This window comes from Evtepia gabavorous, assembly GCF_003425665.1.
GTDB classification, from domain to species: domain Bacteria; phylum Bacillota; class Clostridia; order Oscillospirales; family Oscillospiraceae; genus Evtepia; species Evtepia gabavorous.
Window position 1 is genome coordinate 37,405 of record NZ_QQRQ01000005.1, and the last position, 19,664, is coordinate 57,068.

18 protein-coding genes and 1 pseudogene are annotated in these 19,664 nt (G+C 44.3%); 8 read left to right on the forward strand and 11 right to left on the reverse strand.

Features of this window, described 5'->3' with window-relative positions; translation table 11 throughout:
- Nucleotides 1-13: 13 nt before the first annotated feature.
- The 8 genes and pseudogenes from DV520_RS04485 to DV520_RS04520 form a co-directional block, all read right to left on the reverse strand.
- Complete coding sequence (locus DV520_RS04485) at nt 14-877, reverse strand: ABC transporter permease (RefSeq protein ID WP_333818738.1); 864 nt, start codon at nt 875-877, stop codon at nt 14-16.
- Between the two features lie 51 nt (nt 878-928).
- Nucleotides 929-1,870 (reverse strand): ABC transporter permease, encoded by a 942-nt coding sequence (locus DV520_RS04490; protein WP_117141927.1) that lies wholly within the window; start codon nt 1,868-1,870, stop codon nt 929-931.
- 49 nt (nt 1,871-1,919) lie between these two features.
- On the reverse strand, nt 1,920-3,482 hold the full coding sequence (locus DV520_RS04495) for an ABC transporter substrate-binding protein (protein WP_117141928.1): 1,563 nt from the start codon (nt 3,480-3,482) through the stop codon (nt 1,920-1,922).
- A 279-nt stretch (nt 3,483-3,761) separates the two neighbouring features.
- Entirely contained in the window at nt 3,762-5,234 is a 1,473-nt protein-coding gene (locus DV520_RS04500; RefSeq protein ID WP_117141929.1) for a restriction endonuclease subunit S, read from the reverse strand.
- A complete protein-coding gene (locus tag DV520_RS04505; RefSeq protein WP_117141930.1) occupies nt 5,231-6,751 on the reverse strand; it encodes a class I SAM-dependent DNA methyltransferase in 1,521 nt (506 codons plus the stop codon). Before DV520_RS04505 ends, DV520_RS04500 begins: the two co-directional genes overlap by 4 nt.
- 1 nt (nt 6,752) lies before the next feature.
- Nucleotides 6,753-8,933 (reverse strand): annotated as a pseudogene (gene hsdR / locus DV520_RS12720) (EcoAI/FtnUII family type I restriction enzme subunit R); the annotation flags it as partial.
- Between the two features lie 125 nt (nt 8,934-9,058).
- Nucleotides 9,059-10,354 carry a tyrosine-type recombinase/integrase gene (locus tag DV520_RS04515; protein ID WP_005608354.1) on the reverse strand — a complete coding sequence of 432 codons (1,296 nt, stop codon included), beginning with the start codon at nt 10,352-10,354 and terminating at the stop codon, nt 9,059-9,061.
- An 86-nt stretch (nt 10,355-10,440) separates the two neighbouring features.
- On the reverse strand, nt 10,441-11,070 hold the full coding sequence (locus tag DV520_RS04520; RefSeq protein WP_005608353.1) for a helix-turn-helix domain-containing protein: 630 nt from the start codon (nt 11,068-11,070) through the stop codon (nt 10,441-10,443).
- Nucleotides 11,071-11,241: 171 nt separating this feature from the next.
- Here DV520_RS04520 and DV520_RS04525 point away from each other — a divergent pair, with 171 nt between their 5' ends.
- The 8 genes from DV520_RS04525 (at nt 11,242) to DV520_RS04565 (ending at nt 18,122) form a co-directional block, all read left to right on the forward strand.
- The gene (locus tag DV520_RS04525) at nt 11,242-11,472 is read left to right on the forward strand and encodes a helix-turn-helix domain-containing protein (RefSeq protein WP_004843519.1); all 231 of its coding nucleotides are present in this window, start codon (nt 11,242-11,244) and stop codon (nt 11,470-11,472) included.
- A 140-nt stretch (nt 11,473-11,612) separates the two neighbouring features.
- Complete coding sequence (locus DV520_RS04530) at nt 11,613-11,927, forward strand: hypothetical protein (protein WP_005608351.1); 315 nt, start codon at nt 11,613-11,615, stop codon at nt 11,925-11,927.
- A 329-nt stretch (nt 11,928-12,256) separates the two neighbouring features.
- Entirely contained in the window at nt 12,257-13,978 is a 1,722-nt protein-coding gene (locus tag DV520_RS04540) for a MobA/MobL family protein (RefSeq protein ID WP_040893156.1), read from the forward strand.
- Entirely contained in the window at nt 13,896-14,651 is a 756-nt protein-coding gene (locus DV520_RS04545; protein WP_330378863.1) for a DUF6040 family protein, read from the forward strand. Before DV520_RS04540 ends, DV520_RS04545 begins: the two co-directional genes overlap by 83 nt.
- 63 nt (nt 14,652-14,714) lie before the next feature.
- Nucleotides 14,715-15,059, forward strand: coding sequence for a broad-spectrum bacteriocin mediterrocin MdcF (mdcF, locus tag DV520_RS04550; RefSeq protein WP_005608346.1), 345 nt, complete (start codon nt 14,715-14,717; stop codon nt 15,057-15,059).
- A gap of 67 nt (nt 15,060-15,126) precedes the next feature.
- Nucleotides 15,127-15,576 carry a hypothetical protein gene (locus DV520_RS04555; protein ID WP_004843525.1) on the forward strand — a complete coding sequence of 150 codons (450 nt, stop codon included), beginning with the start codon at nt 15,127-15,129 and terminating at the stop codon, nt 15,574-15,576.
- A complete protein-coding gene (locus DV520_RS04560) occupies nt 15,577-17,517 on the forward strand; it encodes a DUF1430 domain-containing protein (RefSeq protein WP_005608344.1) in 1,941 nt (646 codons plus the stop codon).
- Complete coding sequence (locus tag DV520_RS04565) at nt 17,514-18,122, forward strand: ATP-binding cassette domain-containing protein (protein WP_005608342.1); 609 nt, start codon at nt 17,514-17,516, stop codon at nt 18,120-18,122. Before DV520_RS04560 ends, DV520_RS04565 begins: the two co-directional genes overlap by 4 nt.
- Nucleotides 18,123-18,273: 151 nt before the next feature.
- Here the strand turns inward: DV520_RS04565 and DV520_RS04570 are convergent, their stop codons facing one another.
- The 3 genes from DV520_RS04570 to DV520_RS12275 all read right to left on the reverse strand — a co-directional run bounded on the left by DV520_RS04570 (nt 18,274) and on the right by DV520_RS12275 (nt 19,625).
- A complete protein-coding gene (locus tag DV520_RS04570) occupies nt 18,274-18,510 on the reverse strand; it encodes a DUF6061 family protein (protein WP_004843528.1) in 237 nt (78 codons plus the stop codon).
- A 480-nt stretch (nt 18,511-18,990) separates the two neighbouring features.
- Nucleotides 18,991-19,152, reverse strand: coding sequence for a helix-turn-helix domain-containing protein (locus tag DV520_RS04580; protein ID WP_333818746.1), 162 nt, complete (start codon nt 19,150-19,152; stop codon nt 18,991-18,993).
- A gap of 242 nt (nt 19,153-19,394) precedes the next feature.
- Entirely contained in the window at nt 19,395-19,625 is a 231-nt protein-coding gene (locus DV520_RS12275) for a 23S rRNA methyltransferase (protein WP_242984648.1), read from the reverse strand.
- Between the last annotated feature and the right edge of the window lie 39 nt (nt 19,626-19,664).

The following is a 19,664-nucleotide window of genomic DNA, read 5'->3' on the forward strand; positions in this document are numbered from 1 at the left end:
CCGTCCCTCCCTCTCAGCTTCTCCGGCGCTGCTGGAGCCCTTCCGTCAGCAGGCTCAGCCCCAGAATCATCAGTACAATGGCCAGGCCCACAAACAGGGCATACCAGGGCGCCCGGCCCAGATAGGTCTGGGCCTCCGACAGCATTCGCCCCAAGGAGGCGTCCGGGGGCTGCACCCCCACCCCCAGATAGCTCATGCTGGCCTCCGCCAGCACCGCGTTGTTAAAGCCGATGGCCACAATGGGCAGCAGCACCTGCACCGTGTTGGGGAGGATATGCCGGAAGATAATCCGCAGGTGGCTGGCCCCCATGAGCCGGGCCGAGGCCACATAATTCAGATTCCGCTCCTTGGCCACCTCCCCCCGCACCACCCGGGCAAAGGAGGGGATGAACAGAATGCCCAAAATTAAGATGATCTGATACTTGCCCATCCCAAACACATTGATGAGCACCAGCGCCAGCAGAATGCTGGGAAAGGCTGTGATGGCGTCGCACACCCGCATGAGCACCAGGTCCGCCGCCCCGCCGAAATATCCGGTAAGGCAGCCGATCACCGTCCCGATGATCCCGCCAATGAGCACGACACACAGGGCAATAAGGAACGTACTCCCCGCCCCCTCCATGACCCGTGAGAGAATATCCCGGCCAAAATTGTCCGTGCCCAAGGGATGGGCCAGACAGGGGGCCAAAAACTTGTCCGCGCCGGACATTCCCGTGGTGTCATAGGGGGTCCAGACATAGCCCACTAAAATGAGCACCGCCATGACGCCCACAATCACGCCGCCGATGAGCAAAAAGAAATTGGGATGGGGCTTTCTTCCCCCCGCCGGATTCCGCTGGGCTTTCTTCGGCGCTTTTCCGTCTCTTGCCAGAAGCACATTCCTTCCCTCCCCTCTGTGTCTTGTCTCTCTTGGGGCAGGCCCCGGGGGTTATTGGATTCTGACCCGTGGGTCCATATACTGGTACAGGATGTCCGCGATAAAGTTGACCACCACCACCCACACGGCCAGCAGTACCACCACCGCCTGGGCCACCGGGAAGTCCCGGCTGCCAATGGAGGCCAACAGGAGCCGGCCAATGCCCGGCACCGCAAACACCTGCTCCACCACAATGCTCCCCGCCACCAGTTCCGCCGCGGTCACCGCCAAAAAGGCAATGACGGGGATCATGGCGTTGCGCAGGGCATGCTTTTTCAGGGCATCCACCCGGGTCCGCCCCCGGCTGAAGGCGGTACGGATGTAATCCTTGTTCATCTCATCCAGGATGGAGGAGCGCAGCATTTTAACGGTCATCGCCATCCGGGACAGGGCCACCGCCAGGGCCGGGAAGAGCATGTAGAGGAAAAATTGCCCCGGGCTGTCTGCAAAGGACACAAAATTTCCCGGTACAAACACCCGCAGGGTGATCCCGAAGACAAAGCACAGCAGGATGCCCACAAACACCGGCGGAATGGACATACAGATCTGATTGACCACCGTGATGATCCGGTCCAGCCTGCTCCCCTCCCGCCGGGCCGTGGCAATCCCCAGGGGGAAGGAGGCCGCCACCGTGATGGCGAAGGCCAGCAGCACCAGGGCCGCCGTGGCCGGCAGCTTCTCCAGCACCATGTCCTTGACCGGCAGGTTGTAGCTGTAAGACTCCCCCCAGTCTCCCTGGACGAAATCCGCCACCCACCGGCCATACCGAACCAGCACCGGGTCGTCCAGTCCCATCTCTTCCTCCAGCTGCGCCACCTTTTCCGGGGTGGCGTTGGTCCCCAGCATACTGGTGGCCGGGGACCCGGGAATCACCTGAAAGGCCAGGAAGGCGAGAAGGGAAACAATGAACAATGTAATAATGAGAGTGAGGAGCTTGCGCAAAATATATTTCATCCTCTCGCCCTCCTTTCTCTTTCAGGCATGGCCCAGGGGGCCGGATTCGTTAAACGGACTGGACATAGTGGACGGTAGACAGGTCCATCACGTACAGGGGATAGAACTGATACCCGTCCAGGTCAGACTTGATGAGCACAAAGTCCGCCAGGTCCTGGATATAGACATTGGCCGCGGTCTCCGTGAGCAGTTTGGCCGCCTGCTTGTACAGCTCGGTCTGCTCCGCGTCGTCGGTGGTGGTATTGGCCTTTTCCATGATCGCATCGTACTCGGGGTTGTCGTAGTTGATCATGTTGTTCTCATTGTCGCTCATCCAGCGGTTGAGCAGAGCGCCGGCGCTGAGGGTAGCGGCGTCAAAGCCCACCACGGTGCTCTCAAAGTCCCGTCCCATGTAGGTCTCCGAGAGCCAGGTCTCCCATTCCACCGGGTTGATGGTGGCGGTGATCCCCACCTGGGCCAACTGCTCCACCAGCACCTCTGCCACATTCATGTGGGGGGTGTAGTTGGAGGGCACGGTGATGGTCATGGAGAACCCGTCCTCGTACCCGGCCTCCTTCAGCAGCTGTTTTGCCTTCTCCACATCATAGGTGTAGTAATCAGACAAGCTCTCATCGAAGTACTTGGTAAAGGCCGGATAGATGGAGGAACCCAGCTTCTTGCCATGGCCCTCCCCGGTGAGGTTCAGGATCTCCTCCACATTCACCGCGTAGCACATGGCCTGTCGGACCTTCTCATTGTCAAAGGGCTCCACATCATTGTTCAGGTACAGGGCCTGGACCAGGTTCATGGTACCCTCCAGCGTCTTGTAGGCGCCGCCGCTGACCGTGTTCACCTGGTCAATGGTCAGGTGGAAGGCCATGTCCACCGACTCCGCGCTCAGGGCGGACATAAGGGCGTTGGCGTCCTCATAGATCTTGAAGGTCACCTGGTCCAGGTAGGCCTTCTCGCCCCAGTAGTCGCCGAACTTCTCCAGAACCAGGTTCTCCTGCACAGAGCGGGAGACAAACTGGAAGGGGCCCGTCCCCACCGGCGCGGTATCCTGCTGGTCATACGCCGCCGGGACAATGTACACCATGCCCACATAGCTCAGGAAGTCCGGGTTGGCTTCCGACAGGGTGATGGTGACGGTGCTCCCCTCGGCGGAGATGTCCTCCACAGAAGAAAGCGCCGCGGCCAGGGCGGTGTCCACCGTGGTCTCGGCGCAGGTTTCAAAGGAATAGATCACGTCCTCGGCGGTCACAGCTTCCCCATTGTGGAAAAGCACCCCTTCCCGCAGGGGGAAGGTATAGGTCAGGCCATCCTCCGACACAGTACTGTCGGATGCCACCGCCGGCACATACTCGCCGCTGACATTGGGCTTGACCAGGCCCTCGTAGACGTTGAATAAGACCTCTCTGGTTCCTGCTGCCGTCATCTGATACGGGTCAAGACTGTCTCCCAGGTCTTGAGAAATTCCGACCACCAGCTCACCGCCGGTGACCGGCTCTCCGGAAGAGCTCGTTCCATTGCTGCCGATCCCGCCTGCTTCCTCAGACTTCTCGTCTCCGCAGGCGCAGAGTACAGTGGTCAGAAGCAGGGCCGACAGGAAAAGTGCGAAAATACGTTTTTTCATGAACTTCTCCTTCCGCCGCGTTTTCCCCGCGGCGTTACAACAAAAATAGCATCTCCCATTATTAAATTGTCGGTTGCAGTGTACCACCCTTTGCCCCAAATTACAAGAAAAACTTTTTTCCGCGGGCCATTTTTTTGCGGCTCTCCCTGCTCAGACCCTATTTTTGTCTTGCGGACGCCGGCATCGTGCAAAAGCTGCGCACCCGGAAGCTTGAAACTCTATTGTTTCTAATCTCATCATTCCATCGACACATCGTTTTCTCCCTCAAATCTAATTCCCCTACTTTCTTAATCTATCGCACAGCGGCAGCAATTCTTCGATTTTGGCAACGATGCGATACTGCTCCTCAAGAGGAGGAATTGCTATAATTACATTTCGGATAGCATCAATCGATATGCTTTCCTGGGCAGTTGCTTTCTTGTGTTTTGTCAATTCGGCATATCCGTATGTGCTCTTTAAGTACCACAAAACATATTCTTCCAGCACAAAAGTTTGTATGTCAGAATTAAGCAGTTCTATTTTACCAACATTAGAGCCAAGATGCGCTTTGAATGATCCATCAAATATTGCAATATTTCCGATTGTACCGACATAAGGCGTCAGCAGACACTTCTTTGCTATTTGGCTGCGAGGCAGTTCATCCGAAATGCTTTTGGGGATATAGCTCTCAAAAGAAAGAACTAATTTTCCGTTTTGAACATTTTTCCCCTTAAATAATGGAATTCCATCTGCGACGAGGTTATCAGCAATATATTTCGTATATTCAAATCCAGCCAACTTTGTAACAAACGCAATATCATCAATATAGCAGACCTTCCAAGGCTGCGGAAAATCAAACGGAATAGCTGCCTCAGAAATAGGCTCTAAAGCTCTTGTTTTCTTCAGCCTACCATCCTTGATTAGGTTCTTCTTGTACACTTGGATCTGCTGGTACAGTTCCTCGCCGGTGCCTTCTTCGGTTCGCTGCTCCACCAGCTTACCCTGAATGGCATATTGCAAGATGGACTTCTTCATGTCCTCCGGGAACTTGGCGTTAAACTGCTCCAGCTTTTCATAGGCAACAGCATAGCGGTCAACCAGAAGGAGGAGTTCCTCAATCTTCGCTACAATGCGTTTTTGCTCGGCAAGAGGAGGGAGTGGTACAACTTGGTTTTTAACAGTATCTCCTGTAATAGCAACAAAAGTTGTTCCTGTTGCTTTTTTTATAAAAGCATTCTTGAAGCACCTGAGCCAATTGAGTGTAAATTTTTCATTCATTCCACCCAGTGGTACAACATCACACAGTCCTCTACCAATGCAAAGTTTTCTATTAGTTATATTTACAATACCGACAGGTGCTCTCACACATAGTAAAACCGAATTAGGCTCAGCAATTTTTTGGGGAGCATTTGTAGTTTGCGGTGATTTACCTATATAGTCCTCTCCGAAATAAACTTTCCCTTGATGAAATTCCATACCATCAGGACTTTCAGAAACACTTTTCCCATCTGGTGATTGTCCCATGATCAAGTTGAAAATATTTCCCAATCGTGTCCACTTCCAGCTCTCCGGAATATCAAAAGGAATTTCATCTTCGGAAATCTCCGCCAATGGTTTTCCCTTTTTGATTTTCTTTTCCTGTATCAGCCGTTGCCTCTCTGCCTGAATCTGCTGATACAGTTCCTCGCCAGTGCCTTCTTCTGGTCTCTGCTCCACCAGCTTGCCTTGTATGGCATACTGCAAAATGCTCGCTTTCAACTGTTCCGGTGTCATTCAATTACACCTCCCGGCAGCAGGGCTTCCAGTTCCGCCAGCACCTTGTCGATTTCCGCATTGAGGGTGGTTCTTCTCTCCTGATACTCTCGGATGGTATCCAGCGGATCAAGGATTTCTTCTTCCTCATGGGGATAACCGCACAGATCGATGTTACAGCCCTGTTCGTTCAGCAGATACTCTGCGGTAAACTTCTGCGCCTTGAAGTTTTCGCCATCTGGAATTTCCTTTCGGTCATTCCACCAGGCAATGCAATCATCAAAATGTTTCAGCTCCATGGGCTTCGTCTTGGAGAAGTGCTTTCTGTCGGACGGAATATCCACCCGATAAAACCATGTCTCTGTGGTCGGCTTGGTGTTGTCAAAAAACAGCAGATTGGTGGTGATTGAGGTGTAAGGGCTGAACACAGAGCCGGGCAGCCGGACAACCGTGTGCAGATTGAACTGGGAAATGAGCTTCTTCTTGATGTTCACCTTGGCGTTGTCCAGACCGAACAGGAAACCGTCCGGCACGACAACAGCAGCCCTGCCCTTCTTCTTCAAGCGGTACATGATGACTGACATAAAAAGGTCTGCGGTCTCGGCGCTTGCCAAATCGTCAGGGAAGAAGCCCTGAATGGACTTGTCCTCATGCCCGCCGTAGGGCGGGTTCATCAGGATCACATCAAACTTGTCCTCGTCCGTGTAGTCCAGCAGATTGTGTTTCAGCGAGTTCATGTGGTAGATATTCGGAACCTCAATGTCATGCAGCAGCATATTGGTCACGCACAGCAGATAGGGAAAGGGCTTCTTCTCAACGCCATAAATGCTGTCATCAAGCTGCTTCTGCGCGGTGGTGTCCGTTACCTGCCCCGAGAGCTGCCCCAGCCACGAAGTGATAAATCCACCGGTGCCGCAGGCGAAGTCTGCCATCTTTTCGCCCAGCTGCGGCTTTATCATCAATGCCATAAACTCGGTGACTGCTCTCGGCGTGTAAAACTCACCGGAAGAACCGGCAGATTGCAGCTCCCGCAAAATCTCCTCATAGACAAAGCCAAAAGCGTGGCTTTCCTTCACATCGTCAAATGCAATCTCGTCAATGACATCAATGACCTGACGAAGATAAACGCCGTCCTTCATATAGTTGTTGGCGTCCTCAAAGGCGGATTTGACAATGGCTTTCTTAATTGGCGTATCGGGTGTCACCTTGATCCCCTCATAGAGAACCGCATCCCCGTCCTTCACATCATTGCCTTTCAGCACCGGGAACAGAATGTTGTTGACGAAGTTCAGCAGCTTGTCCCCCGTCATGGCGTGACCGTTGCTGTCGGCTTTTGCCCAATTTCTCCATCGCAATGCTTCGGGAATGATGGATTCGTAGTCGTCCTCGTTCAGCTCCCAATCATCTTCCTTTGCGTCATAGACTTTCAGAAAGAGCATCCACACCATCTGCTCAATTCTCTGGGCGTCACCATTGATCCCTGCGTCCATACGCATAATATCTCTGATGCGTTTTATAAATCCTGACTGCATCGCCATATTAAACTACCTCAAATTCATAGATACTTTCTTCCAGCTCCCTGATGGCTGCTTCGTACTGCGCCTTGCCGCCAAACAGCTTGACGATCTTTGCGGGCTTCCCAAAGTTCGCAAAATCGGCAAGGGACAGAACCTTAATATCCTCAACCTCGGTAATGCCCTGATTCATGTACTTATCCAAAAGGATACCCAGAACCGCCTGCGCTTCGGCAGAATACTTGCTGAAGAAGTCTTTTTTCTTCACCTTGCTGGCCCGTTCTTCGCGGGTCAGCGGCTTTTTGCCGTATGCCACATAGCAGATGAAATCGAAATCGTCCACATCTTCCATCCCTTGGTCTGCCTTCAACGCTTTGAGGTCAATGCCCATCGCCGTGAAAGATTCCTCAATGGTTTTCTTCTTGTCCGACGCTTTCCACTTGCGGATAAAATCGGACAGGGAAGCGTATTCACCCTTGATATTGGTTCTGGTGTAGTCGATAATATCCTCCTGCTTAAGCAGCTTGCCATTCGCATCATAGACAGAAACGGTCTTATTGATAATCTTTACCTTGCAGCCGTCCCTGTCCACGATGGGCGTTTCCACAGGATCATCGGGAGGATTCTTCCCACCACCGCCGTGGCCGCCGCCCTTTGGCTTGGCGCCGCCATGCTCAAAACCCTCGTGCTGCTCAACCGGACCGTCCCACTCAGGGTCGGTGAACAGCCTTGTCACATTCCGAAAGTCCATCACGACAAAGTGTGTCTTGCCCTCCTTTTCTCGGATACGGGTTCCTCGTCCGATCATCTGTTTGAACGTGGTCATGCTCTCCACAGTCTTATCAAGAACAATGAGCTTGGTCATCTTGCAGTCTGCGCCGGTGGAAAGCAGTTCCGATGTGGTTGCAATCACGGGATATGGTTCGGATACAGAGATGAAATAGTCAAGTTTGGACTTGCCGTACACATCTGAGCCGGTAATTCTCACGCAATAGTCCGGATTCTCCTTCACCATATCCTGATTGTCGTTGACAAGGGCAATTTTCATGCGCTCTGCATGGTCTTCGGAAGCGCAGAACACGATGGTTTTCTGCATTCTGTCGGTGCTTTTCAGATATTCCGTGATCTCTCTGGCGACCTCATCAATACGGTCTTGGAGAATGATGGTGTAATCATAATCCCGGTTGTTGTAAATTCGGTCTTCAATGACATTGCCAAAAATATCGGTCTGTCCCTGGTATGGTCTCCAGCCGTCTCCGATGTTGGTTGTAATATTGATGACCTTAAACGGGGCAAGGAAGCCGTCCTCAATCCCCTGTTTTAAGCTGTAAATATAAACCGGCTCTCCAAAGTAGTCGATATTGGATACCTTTTCACTCTCCTTCGGGGTGGCGGTCATTCCGATCTGCGTTGCCGAAGTAAAATACTCCAAAACCCTACGCCAGTTGCTGTCCTCCTTGGCACTGCCGCGGTGACACTCGTCTACAATAATAAGGTTGAAATATTCTGCCGGTATCTGCCTGAAATGTTCTTCGTCATTCTGCCCTACCATCTGATGGTAGAGGGCAAAATTCACTTCATGGGAAGCAATCTTGCTCAGGCATTCCTTATCGGAGAAGTCCACCTTGTAGATGGTCTTTTCAAGGGGGGCGAAGTCCTGCAAAATGCTTTGGTCAACCAGAATGTTCCGGTCTGCCAGATATAAAACCCTCTTTTTTAGGTCAGAACGGAGCAGCCGATAGACAATCTGAAACGCTGTATAGGTCTTGCCGGTTCCGGTAGCCATAACAAGCAGCAATCTCTGCTGTCCTCTTGCGATTGCTTCCACCGTTCTGTTCACAGCGTTTCGCTGATAATATCTTGGCGGATACGTGCTTTGAGATGAATAATACGGCTGGGTAACAATTTTCTTTTCCAAGGCAGAAATGCCCTTGCCGCCATTCAACTCCGCATAGTAGCGTGCAATCAGCTCGTCCTGTGTCGGAAATTTTTCCAATGCAATCTGCTGTTCCTGCCCGGTCAGGAAATCATGCTCATAGAACGCGTCGCCGTTTGACGAATATGCAAACGGCAAGTCCATCATCTGAGCGTATGTCATCGCTTGCTGCAATCCATGAGATACAGAGTGGTTGTTGTCCTTTGCTTCCACAACGGCAATCGGCTTGCCATCGTTTAAGTACAGCAAATAATCGGCAAACTTGAATTTATATAATTATTCCTCTAACTTTCCCCATTTTATAGGCTTTCCCGCCTGTCCATTAGTGAAATGATATGTAGTTTCCCTTATTTTTGCCCTTATGAGATAATCACAAGGGAAATAAGGGAAATTTTTTAGTCATTGCCCACCACTTTATCAAGAAGCCGAACTGATTTTCGTTTCGCATCTCTTGTGGAGTGAGCATAGACGTTCATTGTGGTACTGACATCTGAGTGTCCCAACAATTCCTGCACATCTTTTGGGGCAGCTCCATTTGCTAAAAGGTTGCTTGTATAGGTGTGACGTAACTGGTGGAAATGAAAGCCTTCAAATCCCTCTAATGTTTTTGCCACCTTTCTGCAAACAGTCCCCAAAGTAGTTGGAAGTTCCAAACAACCATCCGGTCTTAAACAGACGAAAGAAATTTCTTTATAATCTGTCGGGACTTCCTCTGTTCTGTCTAAACAATAATATTCGTAGTACACTCTGTTTTTCTCTTTGACCTCTTTGTAGTAGTTCGTGTGATAAAGTTCTCCGTACTGCATTCGATTTTTTAACTGCTCTTTCCGGGCATTACGGAAAATCTCTACCAGTGTATCTCCAAAATCAACAACCCTTACTTTTTTCCGCTTGGTTGGTCCGATGATATATTTGCGCTTTGAGCCATCATATCGGATGCTGCGTCTTATGGTAAGGCATTGTTCTTCCAGATTTACGTCCTGCCATGCCAAACCGCAGGCTTCTCCAATACGAAGCCCGGCATAATAGGCTATCTGGATTGGAAGTATTGCGGCTGGGTTCTTTTTTTGCAGATAAGCAAGCAATCTTTCATAATCTTCTCGTGAAATTGGTTGGACATTTCCGTCCATATCCTCATCGGAAAACAAATCCACTTCATCCGTCTGATACCGCAGTTTAATATACTGCATGGGATTGAACGTAATATACTGCTTTGGAAATACTGCAAAACGGAAGGACTGCTGCATGACTGCGGAAAAAGAATGGATATAATCTTTGCTGTAACCCTTTCTCTCTTTTCCGTCGGGATGAACTCCCCCGAAGGAAAGCAAATCGAAGAAGGATTGCAAATGTTCAGAGGTTACATTTTTCAGTTTCCGTTCTGCCAATGGGTGTTTCTTGATATTTCGGATTGTTCCGAGGTAATTCTCCACCGTACCATTGCTGAGCGTACCTGTTTTTAATTCCTCCTCTGCCCACACATCCAAAAGCTGTCCGACTGTGAGATTTTCCGCTTTGGCAACAAATTTCTTTTTCTCATAATCATCCATTGCCTGACGGAGCAGCTTTTCAGTTTCACTTTTGCTTTCTGTTCCAACGCATTCTTTCTGAACAAGATTGCCGCTTGCGTCCTCTACATAGAAGCGGTAGTACCATTTCTTTCCTTTTTTTCTTACAGATCCTTTTGCCATAATCGTATGTCTCCTTTCGATATTAGACAATCGGAACTGATGAAATGCTTCGTGCGTGTAAGTATATCATAACTCCGGTTGTCTTACTATACCGATTCGGAATCTTCGTATAAGACTTCTGATAAAAGATTTGCAAGCCTTTGTTCTGCTGTTTTTGGTTTCTTGGAATAGAGCCTTACAACGTCTGCCATCTCATTAAAAGCATTGATGGTGTGAGTGATTTCCCTTAAGAACATAATCTCATTATATTCATCATTCGATTCAAACCCTATTGTTTTGGCAATATCCGTCTGACCAGCATTCCCCTTGAAGTTTTTGCAGGCGAACTGGAAGGAATCCAAAAACAGACCATATTGTTTTAACATCAGCAGTAATAAATCTTTTGAAAAAGCATCTTCTTCTTTGGTAAGGGCAAGCGGTAACTGTTCCAGAATATCTCCCATCGCATCACGAATCTGTAACTCTCTCTTATCCGTAATGTCGGTTTCATATTCATCTGTTTCCCCTTTGAGCCATTCCACAGATACATGGAGTGCTTCCGAAAGACCTTCCAGCACCATTTTTTTCGTATTGTCAATCGAACCATTCTCATAACGCAGGATTGTAGAAGCGGTAACACCCATCTTTTCTGCGACATAAGGCTGTGTCAGATTCAATTCCAGACGGCGCTGTTTTACTCTGCTGCCTATCAGCTTGCGTAGTTCTTTATCTTTCATGCTGACTGCCTCCTTTTTCGGTATGTATGAATTATAGCATTGTTTTTCTGTAATTGCAATATGCAACTTAAAAATTATTTTTAATATTTCGTAACGCTTGACAAAAAGATATGAAAAGGATATACTTACATCACAAGAATTGCATAATGCAATTTATAAGGAGGTGATTATATGACGCAAAGAAAAATTGCATTATCCATCGAAGAAGCTGCTGACTATACGGGAATCGGCAGAAACACCTTAAGACAGCTTGTAGAATGGAAGAAACTTCCAGTATTAAAGGTTGGTCGCAAAGTCCTGATTAAAACCGATATTCTGGAAATGTTTATGGAAGCGAATGAAGGTCGTGATTTGAGGGATAGAGGAAATGTAAAAGCCGTAACAAGAACTGCGGCAAATTAAAAAGGCGGCTTCCAAAGAAACCGCCAAAGGTTCTATCAGACCGAAGCCATGATATACCTACACGCAAGAAGATTATACCATGTGCTTCTTCTGATACGCAACCGAGAACTTATGTTTGTAAAAGAAAGGGGAATGTAATCATGGCAAAATCAACAAAAAGTTATGAAGAACGAATGCTTGAAATGGAAAAGAAGGAACAGGAAAGCCTTGAAAAAGCAAAACGATATGCAGCACAGAAGAAAGAACTTCTGAAACGAAAGAAAGCCGAAGAAAGTAAAAAACGAACCCATAGGCTCTGTCAGGTTGGCGGTGCGGTGGAATCCGTTCTCGGTGCGCCTATCGAGGAAGAGGACATCCCAAAGCTGATTGGTTTTCTGAAAAAGCAGGAAGCCAATGGGAAATTTTTTTCAAAGGCAATGCAGAAAGAAACACATACCGATATGGAGGAAGTGTAATGGCGGGGGGGGGATGAGTTTTTCATTCCCTTCATTGCTTTTTCATGAAGGGCGCACTTATGGACAACCAGAGGTCGTCCCAATAAGTTTGCCACAAGTGGCAACCGGTCTTCGCTCACGCTTGCCGGGCTCGTTCCGTCGGCGGGGCTTTCAGCCAGACCTGCTCATGCCGCAGGAGGCACTCTTCGCCAGAGGGGCGCATTCCATGCAGGCTGCTATGCGCAGGGCACTCTTACGCAGAGGGCGTTCCGGCAATACTGCTTTTTCTAAAACTGAAAGCAATGTTGCCGGAAATCTATGCCGGATGTGCAGAAAGGGGGAATCCAGACATGGCGATTTTTCATTACACAATCAAAATAGTCGGACGAAGTAAAGGGAAATCTGTTATCTCCGCTTCCGCATATCTCAATGGGGATGTGATGAAAAACGAGGAAACCGGGCGAATCAGTTATTACACTTCTAAAAAAGAAGTGGTCTACACCAGTCTGATGATGTGCGAAAACGCACCTCCTGAATGGCAGATAGTACCAGAAGAAAATATAAAACGCTTTCAAAAATCTGTCCGATACAAAAGGTCAGAAGATAAAGAAGCTGCTTTAGAAAAATTTAAAATCACATTTCAGAAACAACGGTTATGGAATGAGGTATTGAAGATTGAAAAAAGTGCAGATGCCCAACTTGGCAGGTCATTTGAATTTGCCCTCCCCAAAGAATGGAGCAGACAGGAACAGATTCAATATACAGCCGACTATATCAAAAAAACATTTGTGGATAAGGGAATGTGTGCTGATTGGAGTATCCACGACAAAGGGGATGGCAATCCTCATGTCCATCTGCTTCTGACAATGCGCCCTTTTAACCCGGATCATTCTTGGGGGAAGAAAGAAGTCAAAGATTGGGATTTTGTCAGAGATAAAAGCGGAAATATCGTGATTGATGAATCCCATCCGAACTGGTGGCAGGATAAGAAAAACCCTGACCGTCATGGAATCCGTATCCCTGTATTAGATGAAAACGGAATCCAGAAGATTGGTGCAAGAAACCGCCTGCAATGGAAACGGGTACTGACCGATGCTACGGGATGGAACAATCCAAAAAACTGTGAACTGTGGCGGAGCGAGTGGGCAAAGGTGTGTAATGAACATCTGCCTTTGCATAATCAGGTCGATCACCGTTCTTACGAAAAGCAGGGAAAACTCCAGATTCCTACCATCCATGAAGGTGCTGACGCAAGAAAGATTGAACAAAAGTTTCTTGCCGGGCAGGAAATAAAAGGTTCGTGGAAAGTAGCGGAAAATCAAATCATAAAACAACAAAACACGTTATTGCAAAAGATACTGGACACCTTTGGGAAAGTATCAGGTGCATTATCATTATGGAAGGAGCGATTAAATGACATTAGAAGAAAGCCGGGAAATTATACCCTTAATGGAGTCCATGATTGGGCAAATCGAAGAACAGCAGACCTTAATGGCAGAAATGCTTCTGGAAATGCAGAACCGGGACACCCAACTCTCTCTTATGCAGGAACAGAATCAGAAATTGCAAAAATTAAACAGCGAGTTATCCGAGCTGCTCAACATTTTGCCAAATACCGAGGAACTACTTTCCAAGATGGAAGAACAGAAAACGAAGATAGAACTTTTGGAAAACGAAAATCAGCAATGGCAGATATTGGCACAGAAGCTGAACAGCGAAAACAGTTTATTACTGAAACAGAACACCGAATTGCTGAACTGGAACAGCAGGTAGAGAAAGGACGTGATATAGATGAACGAATCCAGAGAATTAAAGAACGCCGAACAGTTGGAAGAACTTCTGCTCTTGACCGAGGAGATACAAGAAGAGTTGGAACAGAAAGACCAGCTTATCGTGGAACTGAAGACGCAGCTCAACGAATCTCTGACCTTGAACGAGAAATTAAACAAAGAGAACAGAGCCGGGAATATTCAAGCATTAAAGAACGACTTGAAGCTGGCAGACAGAGCATTGCGGAGCGAGAAAGAGAAGCTGCGAAGCGCAAACGTCACGATAGAGGAATGTCAAGATAAAATACGATGCTTAACACAACAACGGGATTATGCCCGGACACATCAGAAAATCGTAGAGATACCGGTAGAAAAGCCGGTACTCTATAAAAAATGCGAAGCCTGTGACCGGACAGCCTATCAGAATGCAAAAGCAAGATACGAAACACAAAAAGAGCAACTTGCAGGACAATATAAAGCAAAAACGGTAATGTTCCAAACAACCTTGTTCCTTCTTGCATGGTATTCGCTGACAACCACTCTTTTTCAGGCAGTACAGTCAGATGTGTTCCTTTCCGATTGCAAATCATTCTTCCATGATGCAGCATCATTCATACAAACTTTTATCGGTTGGACGATTGATGCCGGGCAATCTGTGGCACAAATCAGCACAAAAATTCCAAATGAGATTATAGCCGGAATCATATATTGGTTATTGATGATATTGGTTGTTGGAATATGTGTGGCAGGGACAGGGATACTGGCAATACTGATAGAAATAAAGGTTATAGAATTATATAAGAAAAACTGTTGGGATGTTATTACCCTACTGATGATACTGACAAGTGCGGCTGTCATCATTTATTTTGGAGAAGTAATTAAAAAAGCATTATCAATAAATCTGTTGTTCTTTTGGTTAATTTTACAAGGAATATATCTTACAATTCGACGCTATATAAGTCAAGATACTGATTGACTAGATACTAAATATTTGATAAAATATAAATAGAAATACAGCAGATCAAAGGAGGTAAAACTTATGAGAGCAAAGAAAGTGATTGTAGGGGTAGCTATTAGTGCAATGTTAATTTCTTCATCAATTCCAGTAATGGCATTTTCTGTTACAAACGGGAATAAGACATTTGATAAAAAGTGGGAATTGAGCACTACATCTGATGGCGGAAAAGGTGTTTTGACTTATGGTTATAATACTCTTGCTATTAATGAAGATTATGCACACGCATATCATTCAACTAAAGATCATTACGCATATGTCAAGAATGGAAATGGTTCTTTTTCGGGTTCAAATGTTGGTAAAGGTAATTGGTCTAAAATTGAGGTTGCTCATAAAGGAAATAGTATTACCTACGGTAATAGCTACTAAACAAAGGTTCGGGATAATGGCTGAGTGGTTGGAATTCCAACCACTCTTTTTTGTGGAGTGTATATAAATGAAGAAAAAAATAAAATATATAGGAATTGTTTTGGTTATTTTGTTCTGTTGCTATAATTTATTTTGGTACTTCGGGAGTTATAAACCATATAACGAATTTCAGAAAGACTTCCCTGAAATAGAAGAATCTGGAGTAAAAATTTACACAGATAAAGATGGATTCCAGTATAGTGTGTCTGTCCCTGATTATTTGCTTTGGAATGGAAATCTTGCGATAGCTGAGTCAGATGTTCGATATGCACTAATTATTTGGATAAAACCATTTCACCAAGGAATAAGTCAAGGCGTGCTATTTAATGACTATAAGGATTTGAATACTCAAATTATGTTGTCAAGTAGCAAAAAAGCTGAAGATCAAGAAGATCAATGGATTGTTGATGAAAATAGCACAATATTGACTACGATATTTGAAAAAGCAAATAAAGTATGGAATCTGGGGTTGAAATAAATGAAAGCAATTAAAAACTTATGTTTGTTTTGTTTCCTGATTTTTGGAATACTTATGCAATCTGAAATATTTCAAGATCAGCTTTGGAACTTTTCTACAGCATATTTTACGTCATCACGCTATGAAGTTGCTAGTGAAGATATGTCGCAGTTTCTGAAAGATGTATCAGAAACTGCAACGGAGAATGATGTACATATTTTTTCTCAGTACAATGAAATCAATAATAAATACCTTTCAACACTTCATATTTATGGCGATGATAAAGTAATCAGACAAACATTAAAAAATACTGCAAACATAGAAGAATCAGAATATACCGCTTTAGTTTCCGGAATTACGAAAGTAAAATTTCATAATCTCTCAGAATTGCAAAGTACCTCTGTGGGTTATGAAAACTTTATCTCATACATAGGAAATGAGGACAATATTATCTCTGCATATCAGAAATTATCAGAAAAATATAGCTTAACTTATCCAGAATATTGGAATTCTACGGAAAAGGACATGATTTTTATTATATGGGGTATGATTATTGCATTGATGATTGTTCTAAATGTAATTGAAGTGGTTAGGCGAAAAAAAGAGGTTGTTGTACGAGTTTCCTTAGGAGAAAGTGCTGGTTTCATAGCATTTAAGGCTGCTTTATTCGATGTAACTTTTGACATTGCATTATTTATTGTTGCAAAAATATTGCTGTCAAATTATATATCGGGAGCATATGAGAATAGACTCGTCACAATTTTATATTCCATTGGAATTATTCTTTCCACTATTCCATATTGTTCTTTTTGCTTTTTTGATATTAGAAAGGCATTCGCAAATGCAACACACAAAAGAGGAGTGGATTTTTTAATTTATTCGTTAAAATTTATAGCAGGGGTAGCCGCTGTTTTTACAATTACCACTAATATTAGTAGTATTCATAATAACCTATTTACAAATGAACATTTGTTAGAAGAATATTATGATGCAAATTATTTTACCGTAAAGACTACTGATTTTAATGCTGAAAAAGAAGAAGCTTTTTGGAATAAACTATACAAGAATGAATATAACACATTAAAGCCTGTAATATGCTTGAATATTTTAAATGATAAAAATGATGTGATATATGTAAATAATCATGCAAAAGATATGTTACAAGGTTTTACGAAGCAGATAAATGCAGTAGAGAATGAATCTTCTGATTTGATTATTTTCATTCCAAAGAATAGATATTTTGCTAAAAACAAGCAATTAGCCTATGACTCCTTGAGCCATGTTTTAAATCATGATAATTTACAACAATTAAATATTCAGTACATAGAGTATAGCGAAACAGAATACTTTTCCTATTTAGATACAAGTAGAATAAATGGTATCGAAAAAAGCAAAAATCCGATAATTATTTATCAGGCAAACAAAGATTTAGCAGTCAATGGTGGGTATCTTGAAAGCTATAAAGCAGGAGCAGTTTTATTTCAATGTGATGAAAAACAGCTAAGAAATATCAGCAAAAAGTATGAAGATATGCTTGGAAATTATCAGCTAGTAATTACAAACGTACATGAACAGTATTTATATAATCACACATTTTTAATAAAACTCGTGGGATTTTTAAGTTCTCTTTGTACGATTGTATTGCTTTTAAATATTATGATTATTGTTACAGTAAGTAGACTAGAGTTCCGAGAAAATGCAATGAAAATTTCCTTGATGAAAATCTTTGGATATAGTTTATTTGAACGGCACAAAACACTTCTTAAAATGATTGTAGTGGAAAATTTTGTGATATTAGTAGGTATGCTTATCTATTCTTTATTATCGGTACAGACTGAAGTAGGAATTAGCATTCTTGTTAGTTCATTTATGGCACTAATAGAATTTACAATTATTTTCTTTAATATCACAATTGTTGAAAAAACAAACATACCGAAATCATTAAAAGGAGGTTGCTTATGATAACAATTGAAAATCTATGCAAAGCATATAATGATAAAATTTTGTTCAAAAATTTTCATTTGGAAATTCCAGATAGCCGTTTTTTGGTAATTAGTGGCGAAAGTGGATGCGGAAAAAGTACTTTACTTAATATGATTGGAGGTATTGAAACTCCTGACAAAGGTTCTATTATTGTGAATGGTTTTGATGTGGCAAAAAAAGGAAAAAAGCAGAAATATTTCAAAGAAGTTGTTGGATTTTTATTTCAAAATTTTGCCCTTTTGGAAAACAAAACAGTAAAAGAAAATCTAGAAATAATAAAAAAATCAGGTAGAACGGATATTTCAATAAATGAAGCTCTTGAAAAAGTTGGTTTACAGAAAGTAATTAACAAAAAAGTCTATCAATTATCTGGTGGCGAACAGCAGAGAGTTGCGTTAGCTCGTTTAATGCTAAAGAAATGTTCGATTGTATTAGCAGACGAACCAACTGGTTCCTTAGACAAAAAAAATAGTGAGATTGTTATGAATATATTGCATGAGTTAAGTGAACAGGGAAAAACAGTTATTGTTGTAACTCATAGTGAAGAAATTGTAGCACAAGAAAAGCATGTTCTATATTTATAATTACCCATAATAGAAGAATATGTTCTTTCGGGAGACACCTCCTCTAAGAACATATTCTTTTGGTTAAAATTGATTATAAAGATACTTTTATTTCAGTATATTCGCTATATTGATGGGATATATATTTGCATATTATTTATATGGATAAGGATTATAACTCTAGTGAGTCTTCTGCATCTACCCACATCTGTAAATTACCCTCAAGATATAATCTTGCATATTCCAAAGGCTCATCCACAGCCAATGAAGTAAGCGCACATTCTGATCCGTATGTGGTTTTTAGATTTTTTTCAGCTTTCCAGCAATCAATGCGAAGCATATATCCGGCACTTGTGTAAACATCAATACTATCGTGATTTATGTTGTATTCTGCATAAATTGTTCTCATCGTATCTTATCTCCATTTTCTTTTAATAATCAGTTATAGAGTTAAATATCGAAAACATTTCAATCAGTTCACCATGTCGTTATTGTTATACTGTGTTATGAAATTTTCTTTCCCTTATTTTTTCCCATATTAAGGTTCATGAAAACCAATGTGAGAATATAACACAAGGGAAAGAGTAAGGGAAAGCTCACTTGCTACAAACTTAGTATTTTCAAGGGTTTGCGAAGAATTTGATAATTAAATATAACAGTTATTAAATTTCCTAAAATATGTGAAATATCAACTTGGGTTTGCTGCGAACCACGATATTGCCCCTGATGTTGATGCGGCCATCTGTGATTCTGGTCTCCATCGTGATATGACCTTTCCAACCTCTCTGAATGGCCGGAGTTATGAAGTTTAACTTGATGTCTTCTTCGGACATCTGTTTTTTGCCCAATATCGTCATAGCAAAACCTCCCAATTCATTCTTCGTGCTGGCTATTCTCCGGTCGTTTCGAGAATATTTTCTATATGGCAGTCCATTACCTCCCAGATACGAAGCAGAACATCTGTGGTAATGTTGTCCCCTTTGCCGAGCTTTGCAAGGGAAGCAGAGCGAATGCCGGCTTTTTTCTCTCTTGATCTATAAGCCTCTTCCAGAGCTTATTGCAACTGATACGCGCCATCGGAAGCTTCCCAACCAATTCCGTTAATATTTCTTATATTATACCAAAAATCCACAAATTCCTCCACTGGTTTCGCAAATTAAATATTTTGTGATAGAGACAATAAAAATCGTATTCTGTTTTCCTGATCGCAAAAGAAGCGGCCACCGACTATTGAACACTCGGTGGTCGCTTCTACGGACTCCGTTCATCGTTTCGCCAATACTCCAGAATTCCTCAGAGCACGCCAAAATGCCTCAGTGCATCCATAATGGCCGCTTCCTTTTCCGGCGGGCACTGCGGCGCTTTGGCATCTTCCTTCTTCGACAGATGATAGTCTTGGCCAGCCTCCAACCCGCACTTCCGCTTGACCTGGGAGATATGCAGGGACGATACCTTCAAGCCAGTATGCTCCAGTACATACGCTTTGATCTCGTCATAGATGACTTTGCTCTCCGCCGCAGTCAAATCCAGCTCATCTCAATTCAACTCCACCTCGATATGCTA

What these genes read in the sequence shown, in the direction of transcription:
- DV520_RS04505 (WP_117141930.1), bottom strand. Translation starts at nt 6,751, where the DNA reads ATGGCGATGCAGTCAGGATTTATAAAACGCATCAGAGATATTATGCGT.
- DV520_RS04495 (WP_117141928.1), bottom strand. Translation starts at nt 3,482, where the DNA reads ATGAAAAAACGTATTTTCGCACTTTTCCTGTCGGCCCTGCTTCTGACC.
- DV520_RS04565 (WP_005608342.1), top strand. Translation starts at nt 17,514, where the DNA reads ATGATAACAATTGAAAATCTATGCAAAGCATATAATGATAAAATTTTG.
- DV520_RS04555 (WP_004843525.1), top strand. Translation starts at nt 15,127, where the DNA reads ATGAAGAAAAAAATAAAATATATAGGAATTGTTTTGGTTATTTTGTTC.
- DV520_RS04500 (WP_117141929.1), bottom strand. Translation starts at nt 5,234, where the DNA reads ATGACACCGGAACAGTTGAAAGCGAGCATTTTGCAGTATGCCATACAA.
- DV520_RS04515 (WP_005608354.1), bottom strand. Translation starts at nt 10,354, where the DNA reads ATGGCAAAAGGATCTGTAAGAAAAAAAGGAAAGAAATGGTACTACCGC.
- DV520_RS04490 (WP_117141927.1), bottom strand. Translation starts at nt 1,870, where the DNA reads ATGAAATATATTTTGCGCAAGCTCCTCACTCTCATTATTACATTGTTC.
- DV520_RS04560 (WP_005608344.1), top strand. Translation starts at nt 15,577, where the DNA reads ATGAAAGCAATTAAAAACTTATGTTTGTTTTGTTTCCTGATTTTTGGA.
- DV520_RS04530 (WP_005608351.1), top strand. Translation starts at nt 11,613, where the DNA reads ATGGCAAAATCAACAAAAAGTTATGAAGAACGAATGCTTGAAATGGAA.
- DV520_RS04570 (WP_004843528.1), bottom strand. Translation starts at nt 18,510, where the DNA reads ATGAGAACAATTTATGCAGAATACAACATAAATCACGATAGTATTGAT.
- DV520_RS04520 (WP_005608353.1), bottom strand. Translation starts at nt 11,070, where the DNA reads ATGAAAGATAAAGAACTACGCAAGCTGATAGGCAGCAGAGTAAAACAG.
- DV520_RS04525 (WP_004843519.1), top strand. Translation starts at nt 11,242, where the DNA reads ATGACGCAAAGAAAAATTGCATTATCCATCGAAGAAGCTGCTGACTAT.
- mdcF (WP_005608346.1), top strand. Translation starts at nt 14,715, where the DNA reads ATGAGAGCAAAGAAAGTGATTGTAGGGGTAGCTATTAGTGCAATGTTA.
- DV520_RS04540 (WP_040893156.1), top strand. Translation starts at nt 12,257, where the DNA reads ATGGCGATTTTTCATTACACAATCAAAATAGTCGGACGAAGTAAAGGG.